Here is a 15,016-nt window from a genome sequence, read left to right as displayed (position 1 = left end):
GACGGCTTAGACGTGCTGGTTGTCGGCGCGTCGCTCGAGCAGGCGATCGCTGGGAACGGTTCTGACGTGCCGACCGCGACAGTTCACAGTTCGCGCGTGTAGATCGCCGTCGGATACGACTCGTCTCCGATATCGAACTCGCTCGAACCCGTCCGCTCGAAGCCCCGAGCGTCGTAGAACCGGTGGCCGAGATCGTTTCCGTCCAGCATCTCGAGTTTCACGCGATCGATCGAGGCCGGAAGGCTATCGAGTCCGTACTCGAGCAGCGCGGTGCCGACGCCCTCGCCCCAGTGGTCGGGTTCGACGTAGATCTCCTTGAGGCCGGCCTCGTTCGCGCCGACGAAGGACTTGGTGTCGTCGCCCCAGCGGAAATAGCTGTAGCCGCGGGCGGTGCCGTCGATGTCGGCGAGAACGATGCCGTCTCGATCCTCACGTAATCGGCCAGCGTACTCCCGGACGGCCTCGTCAGGTGGATCAGGATCGAACTGCTCGAGGACGTCGGCAGGGAGCAACTCGTCGTAGGCCGCACGCATCGCCACCACGTTGATCCGAACGATCGCGCGAGCATCCGAAGTCCCTCGCAGACGGCGAATCTCCATACCGATCACGGTCGTCGTGACAGTTCAAAACAGTTTCGTCGTCGCGAATCCGTCGCGAGTATCCGACCGCTAGCTTCGACCTCCCCACGAGCGTTCGTGGACGGCGCTGGCGTTCCACTCGCGACATCGTTCGACGGCGGCACCGTCGACGACGACAGCCTCGGGACAGTCATTGCTGGGAACACCGAACGAGTGGCCCAAACGGGCGCGGACACGCCGCTCGTGAGTCACGCCGACGTACTACGGCTCGGACCACGTGGCGCTCGAGTCGTACCGCAATATGGGCGACGAGTCGTCGACCTCGGCAGTTTTGTATATCGATATAGAGTTTGTTGACTCCCCCTCGTCCCAGAAACCATCGCTCCCGCACACCGCGACGACAGCGAGTAGCTATGTCACCGTCGGTGATCGGAACTACCCAACAATGCAGGGTGAATCGCTAAGTACCACTACTGGTAACGGACTATACTATCATGAGATATGATAACTCACGGGGGACAGATCGTATCGGTGCAGAACGGGGGACCGAATGCACGGCATTATTCTGAAGACGCTACAGGCGTTCGTCGTGGACACCTACGGCGAAGACGCCTGGCTGACGATCCAGCACGAAGCGGACATCGAAGAGAAGGTCTACGTGCCCGTTACCGTCTACCCGGACGGCGACGTGTACGAAATCGTCCGAGTCGCGGGCGAACTGACCGACCAGAGTCCGCGAACGATCCTGACTCAGTACGGGAAGTGGGTCGTTCCGGCACTGCTCGAGACCTACGATCTCCACATCGACGACGAGTGGGACGGACTCGAGCTCATCGCGAACATCCAGCAGTTTCACACGTCGTTGCGGACCCGAGATATGACGACGCTGACGACGCCGCGGATTCGATCGGAGCGAGTCGGCGAGCACCACGTTCGGATTACGTACGACTCCGACCGGAAACTGTGCGACGTCGCGCGCGGTGCGATTCAGGGCGTCGCCGCCCAGTTCGACGAAGAGCTGGTCGCCGAAGAACAGACGTGCATGCACGAGGGCGACGACGCCTGCCGGTTCGATATTCGACGGACCGACGCCGTGACATCCACGAGCGGCACGGAGGCGACGTTCGAGTTCGACGCCGAGACCGAGTCGACGACCGAAGCCGCGAGCGGAGGGCCGGATGTCTGAGTCCGCGACGGGTCCAGACCGTCAGTCGAGGGTTCCGAGCGCGATACAGTCCCAGCGACCGATCGGCTTCGGAATAGTCGTCACGCTCGTCGGACTGCTCGGTATCGCCGTCGGCGCGGTCGCACTCGGCCAAGCGACGCCGGCCGTACTCGGCGTCGGCGTCGGTGGCGTTGCCACCACCGGGCTGGTCGCCACGGCAGTCGCTGTGGTGTCCGACGGCCGAACCGCTCCCCGCCAGCGCGACGACTTGCGGGAGGCGATCGACGACGTAACCGAGCGTGTGGGCCGCCTCGAGGCGGGCGAGCACGACGTCTCGTTCGACGGTGATCGGGACGACGAACTGGCGGCGCTCGAAGCGGCGCTCGCGTCGATTCGCGCCCAACTCACGCGAAGCGAGCGGACCGATCAGTCGCTGACGGAACTCGAGTCGATGGTTGAATCCCACGCCGAGACGACCCAATCGGTCGCCGGCGGCGATCTCACGCACCGATTCGACCGTCCCGGAACCCACGACGCGGTCGACGAGTTGGCCGACAACTCCAACGCGATGCTCGCCGAGATCGAGGACACGTTCGCGACGCTGAAGTCGTTCTCCGGCGAGGTCGTCACCTACAGCCACGAACTCAACACGAGCATGGAGACGGTCCGGGCCGAGGGCGACCGCGCGAGCGAGACGCTCTCCGACGTCGTCGAGACGAACCGCTCCCAACACGAACAGCTTCGAACCGTCTCGGCCGAGATGCAGACGTTCTCGACGACGATCGAGGAGATCGCCGCGACGGCTTCCGAGGTCGCGGACAGGGCAGATAGAACTGCCAGAGTCGGCTATCAAGGCGAACAGGCAGCCAGCGACGCGATCGAAGGGATGGACGTGATCGATGCGGAAACCGAACGGACCCTCGAGGAGATCGAGCAGCTCGAGGCGGAAGCCGAGCAGATCGACGATCTCATCGAATCGATCAGCAATATCGCCGAGCAGACGAACATGCTGGCGCTCAACGCCAACATCGAGGCCTCTCGATCCGCTGACAGCGCTGATCAGGGGTTCGGTGCCGTCGCCAACGAAATCCAGACCCTCTCCGAAGAGGTCTACGACTCGGTCCAGTCGGTCGAGGAACGCCTCGAGCAGCTCCGGACGCGAGCGATCTCGGCGGCCGACGAGGTTCGAACCAGCCGCGACCGCATCGAGGACAGCGTCGGTGATGTCGAGCACGCGGCGAGTGCACTGGAGCGGATCGCCGGCCTCGCCGAGCAGACGAACGACGGCGTCCAGGAGATCTCTGCCGCGACCCAGCAACAGGCGTCGGCGACCGAGGAGGTCGTCGCCATCGTCGAAGACGCCGCAGAGACGAGCGACGAGACGGCGACGATGTCGGCACGAGCCTCCCGACGCGCGGCTGCACAGGCCGACGCCCTCTCCCACGTCGCCCACAGCGCGACGGTCCTCACCGAACAGGCCGGCGAGTTAAACACCCATCTCGAGCGCTACGCGACCGAAACCGGGTACGAACTACCCGAAGCGCGAACAGGCGACGATGTCGATCCGGAGGCGGTATCGACTGCCGACCCCTCGACGCAGACGATCGGTGACGGCGAACCGGCGTCGCGGTAGCCGCGACGACGCGTCCGCGTTGGCTCCTTCCATTTGTTATCGGCCCTCGGTCGGCATATGTAACTGAATCCGCTAGCGTCGGACGGTAGTGAAAGTGGAACCAGTTACGGACAACAGTGAAGTGTATCTTGCCCATAGCAGAAGTCAATGGCGTACTCGTCACACACTGCGGCCGAATCCGACCTCGAGTTCTCGACGTCGGAACTGACGGGTGCGCTAGGAGATTCGGTTACGGTCCTCCCCTTGCTCATCGCGCTGGCAGCGACCACGAGCGTCTCGCTCCCCCACGTACTGGTCGGCTTCGGCGTCTTTCAGATCGTCTGGGGGATCTACTACGGGATGCCGATGTCCATCGAGCCGATGAAGGCCCTTATCGGGCTCGCGATCGTCGGCTCGCTTTCGTATCCGGAACTCGCCGCGGCCGGGCTCCTCGCGGGCGGCGTCCTGCTCGCCGTGGGGAAACTGGGTCTCGTCGGACAGCTCCAGCGGGTAGTCGGCGAACCCGTGATTCGGGGCGTCCAGTTCGCCGTCGCCTTGCTGTTGCTCGAGGCGGCCGTCGGGCTCTCGGCAGGGAACGTTCCAGTCGCCGTCGCCGGATTGGCCGTCGTCGGCTGTCTGGCGCTCGTCGGCTACCGGGCCGCGAGCGTCCTGCTAATTCTCGGTCTCGGCGGGGTCGCGGCCGTTGTGACGACCGGCGTTCCGACGCCTCGAGTTCCCGAACCCGCGCTCTTTCCCGCGGGAACGCCGACGCTCTCGGCCGGCGCACTCGAGGGAACCGTCGCCCAGTTGGGGATGACGGTCGGCAACGCCGCCATCGCGACGGCCCTGCTCTGTGGGGATCTGTACGATCGGGACGTTTCGCCCGACGCGCTCTCGCGGAGCATGGGCGCGACCTGTCTCGCAGCGATCCCGATCGGTGGGATTCCAATGTGTCACGGCAGCGGCGGGGTCGCGGGGAAGTACGCCTTCGGCGCTCGCACCGGGGGTGCGAACGTCATTCTCGGCGTCGGCTACCTCGCGCTCGCGCTGGTGGCCACCGGCGCACTGTTGGCCGCGTTCCCGGTCGCCGTGTTGGGCGTCTTGCTCGTGGTTGTCTCGTTCGAGTTGGCCCGAGCGGCGTTCGAACCGGTCGCGGATCGCCGGTCACTGGCGGTCGTCGTCGGCGTTGGCGCAATCGGTCTCGCGGTCAACGTCGGCGTGGCGTTCGTGCTCGGCGCCGTCGCGTTCTGGATGCTCTCGAGCCGAGCGTGACGAAACGTACCTATCGGTAAACGCCGCAGTGAGCCAGTTTCGTCGTCCGGGATCAGTGATGTTGCACGCGATCAGCACAGGCGGAGGCGTTGCCGCTGCGGTCGAGCCACGAGCGCAGCACCCGCGAGCGACTAACAGGAGCGAGCGGCCTTTTTAGCGTAGATTTTTGCGCCGAGTGGTTCCGAGCGCAGCGAGCGAACCCGAAGCGCAAAAAGGTACTTCTGCACATAGATTGAGCAACTCGAGTCGAGGCCCTTATACCAGCGAAGACGCCCGAAAAGCTGTTTCAGCGCTCGAGTCGAGCCCTGGCACCCGACCACTCACACGCGACGACGACACTCATACATCGATATGAGCTATACGAAATCGAGGCTCCTCGAGAGACACGCCGCTTTTCTCCCCGGACTGCGAAACACCGGCGATGACAGCAACCTGGGCCGATTGTTTCGACCGCGCTGGGGAGTACGACGTCACGCTCGAGGACGTGCGGACGGCGGTCGACGATCTTGCGGCCACGACGGCGACCGAGGAGGCGTCCGACGATGGCTGACCGACCCGATCCCGCACGCGTCGTCGCCGACGTCGGCGTGCTCACGGCCGACCTGTTCGTCGACGGCGACGCACGCGAGGCCCTCGATCGCGTCCGCAGTCACACCTGGGTCGACCTCGTCGCGAGCGATCCGCTGCTCGAGCGGACGGAACAGGTAGTTGCACGACTCGCCGATTCGGACCTCGCAGCCGACCACCGGGAGCGTCTCGAGGCCGAGCGGGTCGCCGTCGAGCACCCCGCGGACGACCATCCGGCGCTCGCCTCCGCGTACCGGGGGGAGGCGGCACACCTGCTCTCCTACGACGAGGACCTCGGCTCACCCCAGGCTGGGCTCTCCCTGCAGTCTCGCGTCTCGGTGAGCGTCCGTTCGCCGGACGCGTTCGCCCGACTGTTCGATCCCGAGAGCCTCTACGAGGCCGTCGAAGGGGGCGCGTATCCGGGCCCGGATCGGGACCCGCGGGAGTGAGCCAACGGCTGGGAGCGGTGTCGCGGCGGCCTATCTGCCGCTCGAGTCGGGACGCTTATTCGGGTACAGCGGTGAGTATGGAGGGGCATGAACGATCTACGCACCGGGTTGAGTTACGGGGACGTACTCCTCGTTCCGAACCGCTCGCCGGTCGACAGCCGGAGCAACGTCGACCTCTCGACGTCTTTCACGCCGTCGATCGAACTGGAGACGCCCCTCGTCTCCGCCGCGATGGACACCGTCACGGAGGCCGAACTGGCGATCGAACTCTCGCGAGCCGGCGGGTTCGGCGTCCTCCACCGGTTTCTCACGCCCGCGGAACAGGCCGAACAAGTCGAGCAGGTCCATGACAGCGGTGAACGGGTGGGTGCCGCAGTCGGAATCGACGAGGACTACGTCGACCGCTGTGCCGATCTCGTCGACGCCGGCGTCGACGCCCTCGTCGTCGACGTGGCCCACGGCCACCTCGAGCGCACGCTCGAGGCCGTCGAGACCCTCCGGGAAACGTTCCCGGAGACCGATCTCGTCGCCGGCAACGTCGCGACTCCCGCGGGCGTCGAGGATCTCGCGGCTGTCGGTGCCGACTGCGTAAAGGTCGGTATCGGTCCGGGCTCGCACTGTACCACGCGAAAAGTCGCCGGAACCGGCGTCCCGCAGCTGACCGCGGTCGACGACTGCGCGGAGGCGGCCGAGGACCTGGACGTCACGATCTGTGCGGACGGCGGCATCCGCACGTCCGGCGACGCGGTGAAGGCGTTAATGGCAGGGGCGGAGACCGTCATGATGGGGAGTCTCTTCGCCGGGACCGAGGAGGCACCCGGTGCAGTGGTCGAAGTCGACGGAACGCGGTACAAACGCTCCCGGGGAATGGCGACCACGACCGCTGCCAAAAAGCGCGACGACAAAGAAAACAACGTTCGCGCCGACGAGGGCGTCGAGGCCCTGACGCCGTACAAGGGACCGGTCGCCGACACCGTTGCGGAGTTCTGTGCCGGCATCCAATCCGGACTCTCCTACTGCGGCGGCCACACGATCCCCGAGGCCCGCGAGAAGGCCGAGTTCATCCGGGTCGCTCCCAGCGCGAAAGAACGCGAGGGCTACCACGCGGACCACGACTGGGAGGGCGTCAGCGTCGATAGCAAATCGATGGCCGGCGGCGAACCGACGCCCGACGAGGCGGCAAACGCCACCACCGAAGACGACGATTGACTTCTCGTTCGATTCGAACGGATCCCGCCGTCGATACGGCGTCCGGTATCGGACGGCCGATCACGACGGCGTGTCTCAGGCGGGTTTTCCGGCTTCGACTCGAGCCGAGACGATCGGCAGGTCGTCGGTCCACTCGCCCTCGACAGTGATCGAGCGATCGACGAATCCCGTGTCGGCGAGCCACGTTTCCAACTCGTCGACCGTCGCGGCACCGCCGACGCAGGCGTCGACTGCGTCGGGATCGTCCCGGATTTCGTCGGGCAACGGCTCGGTCGCGACGAGGTCCGAAATCGCGAGCGTGCCGCCGGGTCGCAGGACGCGGTACGCCTCCGCGAGCACCTGCCGTTTGTTCGGCGAGAGGTTGACGACGCAGTTCGAGATGATCGTATCGACGGCCGCGTCGGCGACGGGCAGGTGTTCGATCTCGCCGAGTCGGAACTCGACGTTCGCGAACTCGCTCTCGAGCGCATTTTGACGGGCACGCTCGAGCATCTCCGGGGTCATATCGACGCCGATAACCCGTCCCTCGGGGCCGACCTCACGGGCCGCCAGGAAGCAATCGAAGCCGCCGCCCGAACCCAGATCGAGCACGGTCTCGCCGGACTCGAGGTTCGAAATCGCGACCGGGTTGCCACAGCCGAGTCCGAGGTTCGACTCGTCGGGGACGGACTCGAGGTCGTCGGGATCGTAGCCGAGCGAGAGCGTGCGATCCGGATCGGCCGCGATCTCGGCGTCGGAGCTTCCACAACAGCCGTCGCCGGTCGCTGCGATATCGCCGTACGTCTCGCGGACGTGCGTTCGCTGGTCGGTCGTCGCGTCGTCGTCGGGTGATTCGTTTGTCGTCATTAGTGGTGTACGGGTCGTAATTCGGTATCGCGATCAGTCGTCCGCCGGAACGTCCACGACAGCCCCCAGATCGAGCAGTTCGAAGACCGCCGTGTCGGCGATCCGATAGTAGGTCCACTTGCCCTTCTTGCGGCCCGCGACCAGTCCCGCGTCCCGGAGCGTCCGGAGGTGCGTCGCGACCGTCGACTGGGGGGCTTCGACGACGACCTGCAACTCACAGGCGCACAGTTCGCCGTCTCGAAGAGCCTCGAGGATGCGGACCCGGTGGTCGTTCGCGAGGGCCCCGAAGACGGTCACCTGCGTCTCGGTCCGGCCGTCGGTCGGCCGCCGGTCCTCGAGCCCGGCAACGGCTCCGTCGACGTCGTCGTAGACGCCTTCGAGTGCCTGACAAGCTGCCTCGAGGGCCTCACTGCTCGAGTTCATATCGGAGTTGATCGATCTGGGGTCGCCTTCGGAAACGGTTCGGGGTCGTCGGCATCGTGTATAACGTATTGGGTTCTACCGATATAAAGAGCTAGCCTGGCGAAGGATCGCGACCACTACAGAGGGAATTCGGGGCGAAAGTAGCTACGAGAAGGTAAACGATCTTGTCAAACAGATCGGGAGTGGCCGATTTGAACTACGCCTCGTTGTCGGCGTACCACTCCGCGAATGCGGCGAACGCGCGACCGCGATGGCTGATCGCGTTCTTCTCCTCGGTGCTCATCTCAGCCAGCGTCTGGTCGTTGTACTCGAAAATGGGGTCGTAGCCGAATCCGCCCTCGCCGCGCGGGGCGACGAGCGTGCCGGCGACCGATCCTTCGAACGTCGCCGTTCCGTCGGCATCCGCGTAGACGAGAACCGTCCTGAAACGCGCCCGCAGATTCTCCTCCTCGCGTGCAAGTCGCCAGAGGCGCTCGACGCCGACGGTATCCTCGACATAGGCCGAGTACGGGCCGGGAAACCCGCCCAGCGCGTCGACGAACAGCCCCGTATCGTCGACGATCACCGGCTCGTCGCTCTCGAGCGCCGCGAACGTCTCGCGGGCGCCGTGGATCGCGATCTCCTCGAGCGAGTCGCTCTGGATCTCGGTGTAGTCGTGCTGAATCTGTTCGACGGCCGCGAGACCGTCGAAATACTCGCGCGCCTCGCGGACTTTCCCCTCGTTACCCGTCACGAATCGAATGGCCATGTGCGGGAGACGGGTCGGTGCCGGCAAAGTACCGTCGATCGGCAGTCTCGACTGCAGTGGAAACGCGGTGGCCGCTGATCGACGATGGCGGCAGTTCGAGACGTGCAATCGGCCGACGAACTCAGTCCGCCGACTCGTCGTCGTCGACGATGACTTCGACGGGTTCGTCCTCGCGCTCTTGACGCTGTTCCGTGGCTCCCTGCTCTTGCTGCCAGAGGAGCGCGCCGGCGACGAGCACGACGACCCACGATCGCCAGTTGGCGAGATTCAGCGTGTAGCCGACGCCGAAGGGTTTCTCGACGAGCATCCCTTCGCCGGGCTGCCAGTACGACGAGAGCATGCGGCCTATGCTAGGTCGTTCGAAGTTGTACGGTACCCCAAGAATCTCTCCGGAACTCGGCTTATCTGCCATGCGCGAACGTACATCCTCCCCGGATATGAGTATTGGGTACTCGTCTCTCTGCTCGCAAGGGGCCAGTCTGCGGTACTTTCGGACCCCCTATCACCGTACTTGTTTTCGTTCCGTAGCCCTCTATACCCGGCCGTTCCGTGGTCGTCTACACTCGGCCGTTCCGTGGCCGCCTGTACCTATTACCGGTCCGCGAGTGCGGTCTCGAGTCCGGCGACGAGTCCGTCCGCCATCGCCTCGAGCGCCAAACTGGGTTCGCCGTCGTCGCGTTCGGCCGCCTGCTCGTGCGACAGGGGGACGTGGACGAACCCGGCGCTGTATTCGCGGTCGCTCGTTTCGACGAGATGGCGCGCGGCGTAGAGCAGGTTGTTGCAGGCGTGCGTTCCGGCGTCCGTCGACAGCGTCGTCGGCACGCCCGCCTCGAGCATCGGCTCCTTCATCGCTCGAACCGGCAGCGTCGCGAAGTAGGCGTCCGGACCGTCGTCGGTCGCCGGCTCGTCGACTACCGTTCGATCCTCGTTGTCGGGGATTCCCGCGGCGTCTCGAAGGTTGATCCCGACCCGCTCGAGCGAGAGCGTGTTCCGACCGGCGGCCAAGCCGAGCCCGCAGACGATATCGGGATCGTGCTCGTCGACCGCGGCCTCGAGCGCCGGACGAACTCGATCGAAGACGACGGGGAGTTCGCGCCCGACAATCGTCGCGTCGCCGACGGTCGTTCCGTCGAGGCGGTTCGCGAGTTGGCTCGAGGGGTTGTGCTCGAACTCGCCGAACGGTTCGTAGCCGGTAAGCAGGATTTCGGCCATCGGTCGCATCTCCAACTGATCGGGCATGAGTTCCTCGGTTCGACGGCGACGACACGAACGTTTTTCACCCCAATAATCTTACAGTAGTGTATGAAACGCAACGTCGGTGGTCTCGATCGGATCGTCCGAGGCGTCCTCGGCATCTGGCTGGTCGTGGTCGGTGTGGCAGCCTACTCCGAGGGGAAACGCGAACGCGCGGCGATCGCGGTGATCGCCGGACTCGGATTGCTCCAGAACGCGTTAACCTGTTTCTGCGGCGGAAACCTCCTGCTCGGAATCGACACGACGTCGGAGGAGTCGCGGTCGATCGAGTACCGTCGCTAATTCGACCGCCAGCTAACGGATCACGCGTCGTCGACGACGTACCGACCCCGTCCTTCGACATCCCGCAGGCGCTCGAGCACTCCCTCCTCGCCAACCTCGCGGTAGCCCTCCCGGACCGCCTCGCGCAGCGGCTCGGGGTTGTCCGCGGTACCGACGAGGCTCTGATCGAAGACGTGCACGTCCATCGCGTAGTCCTCGACGTGGTCGGTGTGGTAGCCGAGGCCGAAGTCGATGAGGAAGGTCCGATCCGAAGTCGGACCACGCTCGTCGGCTGCTCGCTGCGCTGGACCCCCGTCGCGTCTCCCGACCCGGACGTTCCGCGTCGTCGGATCGCCGTGGACGAACCCCGCCCGATGCAGGCGAGCGAGGTGGCGGCCGACATCGCGAACGCGCTCGGCCGTGAGCGCGTCGCGGAGGTCGGCGTCGCCGACGTACTCGAGTTCCAGTCGCGCCTCGAGCGGATCGACGTCGGTGAGTACCGGCGTCGGCACGCCCTCGCGCCGGGCGAGACTCGTCAGTCGGGCCTCGAGGGTCGTCCGCTCGCGCCGGAGCCGCTCGTCGAGGGCGGGGTGGCGGTAGGCCTTCGACTCGCGGCGTTTCGTGACCCGGCCGACGTCGGGGTCGAGGGAGACGAGGGCTTCGGCGCCGCGGACCTGGGTTTCGCCGTCGGCCCGCCCGGCTGCGAGTTCTGGCTCGTCCGATCGCCACGTGACGGGCACCTGATCCGGCCGGTAGTTCGGGTCGACGCGCGAGTCCTCGAGCGCAAGCGTATCGCCCGCGTCGTACATCTTCGCGCCGAGCACGGCGATCATCCCCGCGTTGTCCCGCAGGAATCGGGGCTCGGGGGCGTGAAAGTCGGCCCCGCGCTGGCCACACATCGACTCCAGCATCTCGCGCAGGCGGGCGTTCTGCCCGACGCCGCCGCCGAGGACGAGTTCGTCGCTGCCGGTCAGCGAGAGCGCGCGCTCGGCGACCTCGGTGAGCATCCCGAAGATGTTCTCCTGGAGGGAAAAGCAGATGTCCTCGATGGAGGTCCCACCGTCGGACGAGCCCGACGAGCCTCCGCTCACGCCGTTTGCGGAGACGCCGTCGTGTGCCTGCTTCGCGGCGCTCATGATCCCCGAAAAGGAGAAGTCCATCCCCTTGACGACGTACGGGAGGTCAACGTACTCGCCGTCCCTGGCCGCCGCCTCGACTTTCGGCCCGCCGGGGTGGGACCAGCCGACGTGGCGGGTGAACTTGTCGATCGCGTTGCCGACGCCGGTATCCATCGTTTCGCCGAGGACGCGATACCGGCCGTTGCGGTAGGCCAGCAGGTGGGCGTTCGCACCGCTGGCGTTCAGGCAGACAGGGGAGTCGAAGCCAGAGCTGTGGCGGCCGATCTCGAGGTGGGCGACCATGTGGTTGACGCCGACAAGGGGGACCTCGAGGGCCTGGCTCAGCGCGCGCGCGGCCGTGCCGACGATGCGCAGGCAGGGGCCGAGGCCGGGGCCTTGCGAGAAAGCGACCGCGTCAATCGGTGCCTCTGAGGACGGACCGTCAGCCGTCTCGCGGGCGTGCTCGAGTGCGGTCTCCACGACGCGCGGAATCGCGTCGTGCATGTGTTCGGCTGCCTCGCGCGGGTGGATGCCGCCGCTGTCGGGTTCGTAGGCGTCGCTCTCGATGAATACGTCGTCGGTCGCACCGTCGTAGACGGCCGCGCTGGCCGCCCAGGCGGTGCCTTCGATGCCGAGAATTCGGGTGTCAGAACTCACGTGTTAGCGGTTATCGCCGAGATACATCGGTTGCTCGCGGGTCGTTTCACTCCCCGCTCGCATTTCGATGTGCCTCGCTACCGCTCGGCACATCGCCGTTACTCCCACTCGGTGTACCCACACTTCCCGCAGTGGGTTCGGTCGCCGTGGTCCGCGAGGAAGACGTCGCCACAGCGGGGGCACTTCTCGCGCTCCGTGGTGCCGTCGTCGTTGTAGAGTTCGTGTCGTGCCATCTCAGGCCTCCTCCGCTTCCGGCTCTGCGTCTTCCTCGGCGGCGCCGATCTTGTTTCGCTCGAGCATGTGGTCTTGCTCGACGTCGCGGGCGTTGTCGGCCGTGTCGTAGACCTTCGCCTGTCCGACGGTCTTGCGCATCCCGAACTTGGTGTCGAGTTTGCGAACGACGACCTCGTCGGCGTCCTTGTTCAGTTTGGCCGCGAGACTGTCCCGAACCTGCAGGCGCGAAGGGGTCGCGTCATCGTGGGTCAGTTCGAAGGTAACGTCCGTTCGATGCAACATGGGGTTCTCCGTTTCGGAGATGATGTCGACGTCCATGATATCACTCAGTTACACTACTATCCCCGTGTAGCGCCTAAAAGGATTTCGAAGCCACACCCCGACCGTGCCGTCACCCCGTCGGTCCGATCCTGCCAGTCGTCTCTCTTCTGTGCCCGATCCGAACAGATGAAAGCGATTACATATTCGCGCCGAGACAGCCGAGTTGATGCCCTCCAGACGACGGTTACTCGCGGGTGTCGGGCTCGCCGCCGCCGGTTCCCTCGGCACTCACGCTGCTATCGGCGCGCAGTCGGACTCGACGACGATCGACTGGCCAATGGACCGATACGACGCCGCCGGAACCGGCTACAATCCCGACGCGTCAGGACCGAAAGACGACGTCGAAGTTTCGTGGGCAGCGTCGCTCGAGCGTGCCGGGGGGTTCGCGGTCGACCAACCCGTCGTCGTCGACGGGACGTTGTACGCCGGCACCGACGAACTCGTGGCGTTCGACGCCGAAACCGGCGACGTTCGGTTCTCCTACGGGAAGGCGTACGGCTCGAGTCCCGCCCGTGCGTCCGCATCGATCTACCGCACAGAGACGCTGGCAGTCAGTTCGCCCGAGGGCGTCGTCGGGTTGAACGCCGGCGGCGGCCTCGGACTGTTTGGACACCGATTCGGCGCGGAACGATGGCGGGGCCCAGGTCGAACGTCGGCGTCGTTTTTTGGCTCGCCCGAGACACCGTCGCCCGTCGCGGTCGGTGGAACGGTGTACGCCGCCGTTCCCGACACCAGCGATATCGTCGCGCTCGAGGCGGACAACGGCCGCGAACGGTGGCGACGGGATCTCTCGACCGACGATTACGTCAGCGTCACCCCGCGCCGGCCGGCGGTGCGGGACGGAACCGTCTTCGTCGCCGCGTGGCCATACCAACTCCGTGCGTTCGACGCCGAGACGGGCGACGAGCGGTGGAGCGAGCAACTCGAGGACCAGATGGTGCTCGCACCGACGGCGACCGGCGACGCCGTCGTCGTTCCGACGCGGTCCGGCGTCGTGACGTACGAGGCCGACGGCAGTGGCGTCCGCTGGACCAGCGATCTCGAGGGAAACGCGACAGACGGAGCCGCGGCCGTCGCCGAGGGGACGGTGTTCGTCACCGACGACGGGACCGACGGGGCGCTCCACGCACTGGACCTCGAGTCTGGTGACGAGGAGTGGGCCGTCTCAATGGGTCGCGGTGTCCGTCCAGTTGTCGCCGACGGGGTCGTCTACGGGACGGGCGGCTACGAACTGTTCGGACTCGACGCCGAAACGGGCGAGCAGCGGTTTTCCCACGAATCGGAGTGGCACTTCTCACCGCCCTCGATCGGCGACGGCGTCCTGTACATCGTCGACGGTGACCGCGTCCTCGCCCTGGAGGAGAACGCATGACCGGCGAATCGACCGGCTCGGATCGGGACGAATCGTGCGATCCTGAACCGGGGTCAGACACCGGCCCGAATCCGACTCGAGACTCGCTTTCGGACCGGAGATTCGGTCTCGACGAACGGGCTGGCGCTGACGCCGACGGGCCGCCGTCTCCGCTCTCGGTAGCGACGGCGCGGATCCGACGAGATCCGGCGCTCGCCGTGCCGTTCGTCGTGGCCGGATTCCTCCTCGCCGCTATCGACTGGCTCCGTCGACACGATCCGGTTCCGGCGTTGGTGTCCGACGGTGGCGAGAGTTTCTCGATCACCGTCGAGTTCGCCGGCTACCCGACAGGCGTTCCGGAGACCGGGCGCTCGCTCGAGGCCTTCGTCGACCTGCAACTGCGCTACCTCGCGTGGGGAATCGGCCTCGAGGTGGCCGCTCTGCTGATCGTCGCGGTCGCCGGGACCGTGACGATCGCTCGAGCCGTCGACGACGAGCGATCGCGCGACGGAACGGGTCTCGTTCGATGCGTGCCCGCGTATCTCGGCCTCGTCGTGATGTTCGACACATGGTACCGCCTAACCGGTTCGATCGGCGACGTCGGCCTGTTCCTCGGGATTCCGCTGCTGATCGTCGTCTCCGTCGTACTGGTGCGGCTGTTCGCGGCGCCCGCCTTCGCGGTCGCTGGCTCGGGACCGATCGCGGCGCTTCGGCGAAGCGCTCGCACGACTCGCGGCTCGGGCTGGTCGATTTTCGGGCTCGTCCTCGCGTTCGGACTCGCGGCGTGGGCCCTCGGGCTCGTCCCGATTTCGTACGCAGAACCCATATTGAGCAGCGCGCTCGTCGCGTCGGTCCACGCGGTCTCGGTCGCAGTGGTCTGGGAACGCATCGGCGACGCGGAGCGGCCGAACTGACGCGTCGTGGATCGACCAGTTCCGTCCGACAGTCCGT

At 66.0% G+C, this 15,016-nt stretch carries 18 protein-coding genes; 9 read left to right on the top strand and 9 right to left on the bottom strand.

All coding sequences use genetic code 11. The annotated features are described in order from the left end of the window. Positions 1 to 83: 83 nt before the first annotated feature. Positions 84 to 599, bottom strand: a complete 516-nt coding sequence (locus tag ACSFC5_RS03100) for a GNAT family N-acetyltransferase (RefSeq protein ID WP_440763799.1) — start codon at positions 597 to 599, stop codon at positions 84 to 86. 529 nt (positions 600 to 1,128) lie between these two features. Between ACSFC5_RS03100 and ACSFC5_RS03095 the strand changes: the two genes are divergently transcribed. The 6 genes from ACSFC5_RS03095 (at position 1,129) to ACSFC5_RS03070 (ending at position 6,852) form a co-directional block, all read left to right on the top strand. Further along, complete coding sequence (locus ACSFC5_RS03095; RefSeq protein ID WP_440763798.1) at positions 1,129 to 1,764, top strand: heme NO-binding domain-containing protein; 636 nt, start codon at positions 1,129 to 1,131, stop codon at positions 1,762 to 1,764. Continuing rightward, entirely contained in the window at positions 1,757 to 3,376 is a 1,620-nt protein-coding gene (locus tag ACSFC5_RS03090; RefSeq protein ID WP_440763797.1) for a methyl-accepting chemotaxis protein, read from the top strand. The genes ACSFC5_RS03095 and ACSFC5_RS03090 overlap by 8 nt, the downstream gene beginning before the upstream one ends. 147 nt (positions 3,377 to 3,523) lie before the next feature. After that, the gene (locus ACSFC5_RS03085) at positions 3,524 to 4,627 is read left to right on the top strand and encodes a molybdate transporter family protein (protein WP_440763796.1); all 1,104 of its coding nucleotides are present in this window, start codon (positions 3,524 to 3,526) and stop codon (positions 4,625 to 4,627) included. A gap of 421 nt (positions 4,628 to 5,048) precedes the next feature. Further along, positions 5,049 to 5,177, top strand: a complete 129-nt coding sequence (locus tag ACSFC5_RS03080) for a hypothetical protein (RefSeq protein WP_440763795.1) — start codon at positions 5,049 to 5,051, stop codon at positions 5,175 to 5,177. After that, positions 5,170 to 5,643: a DUF7384 family protein gene (locus tag ACSFC5_RS03075; protein ID WP_440763794.1), complete on the top strand. Its 474-nt coding sequence runs from the start codon at positions 5,170 to 5,172 to the stop codon at positions 5,641 to 5,643. Before ACSFC5_RS03080 ends, ACSFC5_RS03075 begins: the two co-directional genes overlap by 8 nt. A gap of 87 nt (positions 5,644 to 5,730) precedes the next feature. Continuing rightward, entirely contained in the window at positions 5,731 to 6,852 is a 1,122-nt protein-coding gene (locus tag ACSFC5_RS03070) for a guanosine monophosphate reductase (RefSeq protein ID WP_440763793.1), read from the top strand. A 75-nt stretch (positions 6,853 to 6,927) separates the two neighbouring features. Here the strand turns inward: ACSFC5_RS03070 and arsM are convergent, their stop codons facing one another. From arsM to pcp, 5 genes are all read right to left on the bottom strand, one after another. Beyond that, the gene (arsM, locus tag ACSFC5_RS03065) at positions 6,928 to 7,698 is read right to left on the bottom strand and encodes an arsenite methyltransferase (RefSeq protein WP_440763792.1); all 771 of its coding nucleotides are present in this window, start codon (positions 7,696 to 7,698) and stop codon (positions 6,928 to 6,930) included. Positions 7,699 to 7,731: 33 nt separating this feature from the next. Then, positions 7,732 to 8,121, bottom strand: a complete 390-nt coding sequence (locus tag ACSFC5_RS03060; RefSeq protein ID WP_440763791.1) for an ArsR/SmtB family transcription factor — start codon at positions 8,119 to 8,121, stop codon at positions 7,732 to 7,734. 196 nt (positions 8,122 to 8,317) lie between these two features. After that, on the bottom strand, positions 8,318 to 8,869 hold the full coding sequence (locus tag ACSFC5_RS03055) for an XTP/dITP diphosphatase (RefSeq protein WP_440763790.1): 552 nt from the start codon (positions 8,867 to 8,869) through the stop codon (positions 8,318 to 8,320). Positions 8,870 to 8,990: 121 nt separating this feature from the next. Further along, positions 8,991 to 9,281 (bottom strand): DUF5808 domain-containing protein, encoded by a 291-nt coding sequence (locus ACSFC5_RS03050; protein ID WP_440763789.1) that lies wholly within the window; start codon positions 9,279 to 9,281, stop codon positions 8,991 to 8,993. Positions 9,282 to 9,460: 179 nt separating this feature from the next. After that, complete coding sequence (gene pcp, locus ACSFC5_RS03045; RefSeq protein WP_440763788.1) at positions 9,461 to 10,108, bottom strand: pyroglutamyl-peptidase I; 648 nt, start codon at positions 10,106 to 10,108, stop codon at positions 9,461 to 9,463. Positions 10,109 to 10,171: 63 nt separating this feature from the next. On the opposite strand from pcp, the gene ACSFC5_RS03040 reads away from it, so the two are divergent. Further along, complete coding sequence (locus ACSFC5_RS03040) at positions 10,172 to 10,405, top strand: YgaP family membrane protein (RefSeq protein WP_440763787.1); 234 nt, start codon at positions 10,172 to 10,174, stop codon at positions 10,403 to 10,405. A 20-nt stretch (positions 10,406 to 10,425) separates the two neighbouring features. Here the strand turns inward: ACSFC5_RS03040 and ACSFC5_RS03035 are convergent, their stop codons facing one another. The 3 genes from ACSFC5_RS03035 to ACSFC5_RS03025 all read right to left on the bottom strand — a co-directional run bounded on the left by ACSFC5_RS03035 (position 10,426) and on the right by ACSFC5_RS03025 (position 12,711). After that, on the bottom strand, positions 10,426 to 12,159 hold the full coding sequence (locus ACSFC5_RS03035) for a bifunctional N(6)-L-threonylcarbamoyladenine synthase/serine/threonine protein kinase (RefSeq protein WP_440763786.1): 1,734 nt from the start codon (positions 12,157 to 12,159) through the stop codon (positions 10,426 to 10,428). Between the two features lie 98 nt (positions 12,160 to 12,257). Further along, positions 12,258 to 12,392: a 30S ribosomal protein S27ae gene (locus tag ACSFC5_RS03030; RefSeq protein WP_006090065.1), complete on the bottom strand. Its 135-nt coding sequence runs from the start codon at positions 12,390 to 12,392 to the stop codon at positions 12,258 to 12,260. 1 nt (position 12,393) lies between these two features. Next, positions 12,394 to 12,711, bottom strand: a complete 318-nt coding sequence (locus ACSFC5_RS03025) for a 30S ribosomal protein S24e (protein WP_440763785.1) — start codon at positions 12,709 to 12,711, stop codon at positions 12,394 to 12,396. Positions 12,712 to 12,880: 169 nt separating this feature from the next. On the opposite strand from ACSFC5_RS03025, the gene ACSFC5_RS03020 reads away from it, so the two are divergent. Both ACSFC5_RS03020 and ACSFC5_RS03015 read left to right on the top strand, forming a co-directional pair. Further along, on the top strand, positions 12,881 to 14,086 hold the full coding sequence (locus tag ACSFC5_RS03020) for an outer membrane protein assembly factor BamB family protein (RefSeq protein ID WP_440763784.1): 1,206 nt from the start codon (positions 12,881 to 12,883) through the stop codon (positions 14,084 to 14,086). Next, positions 14,083 to 14,979 carry a hypothetical protein gene (locus ACSFC5_RS03015; protein WP_440763783.1) on the top strand — a complete coding sequence of 299 codons (897 nt, stop codon included), beginning with the start codon at positions 14,083 to 14,085 and terminating at the stop codon, positions 14,977 to 14,979. Before ACSFC5_RS03020 ends, ACSFC5_RS03015 begins: the two co-directional genes overlap by 4 nt. The last annotated feature ends 37 nt before the right edge of the window (positions 14,980 to 15,016 follow it).

The organism is Natronorubrum marinum (genome assembly GCF_052040125.1).
Classification (GTDB): domain Archaea; phylum Halobacteriota; class Halobacteria; order Halobacteriales; family Natrialbaceae; genus Natronorubrum.
Note: the sequence above shows the minus strand (reverse complement) of the source record. Positions and strands in the feature narration are given on the sequence as shown.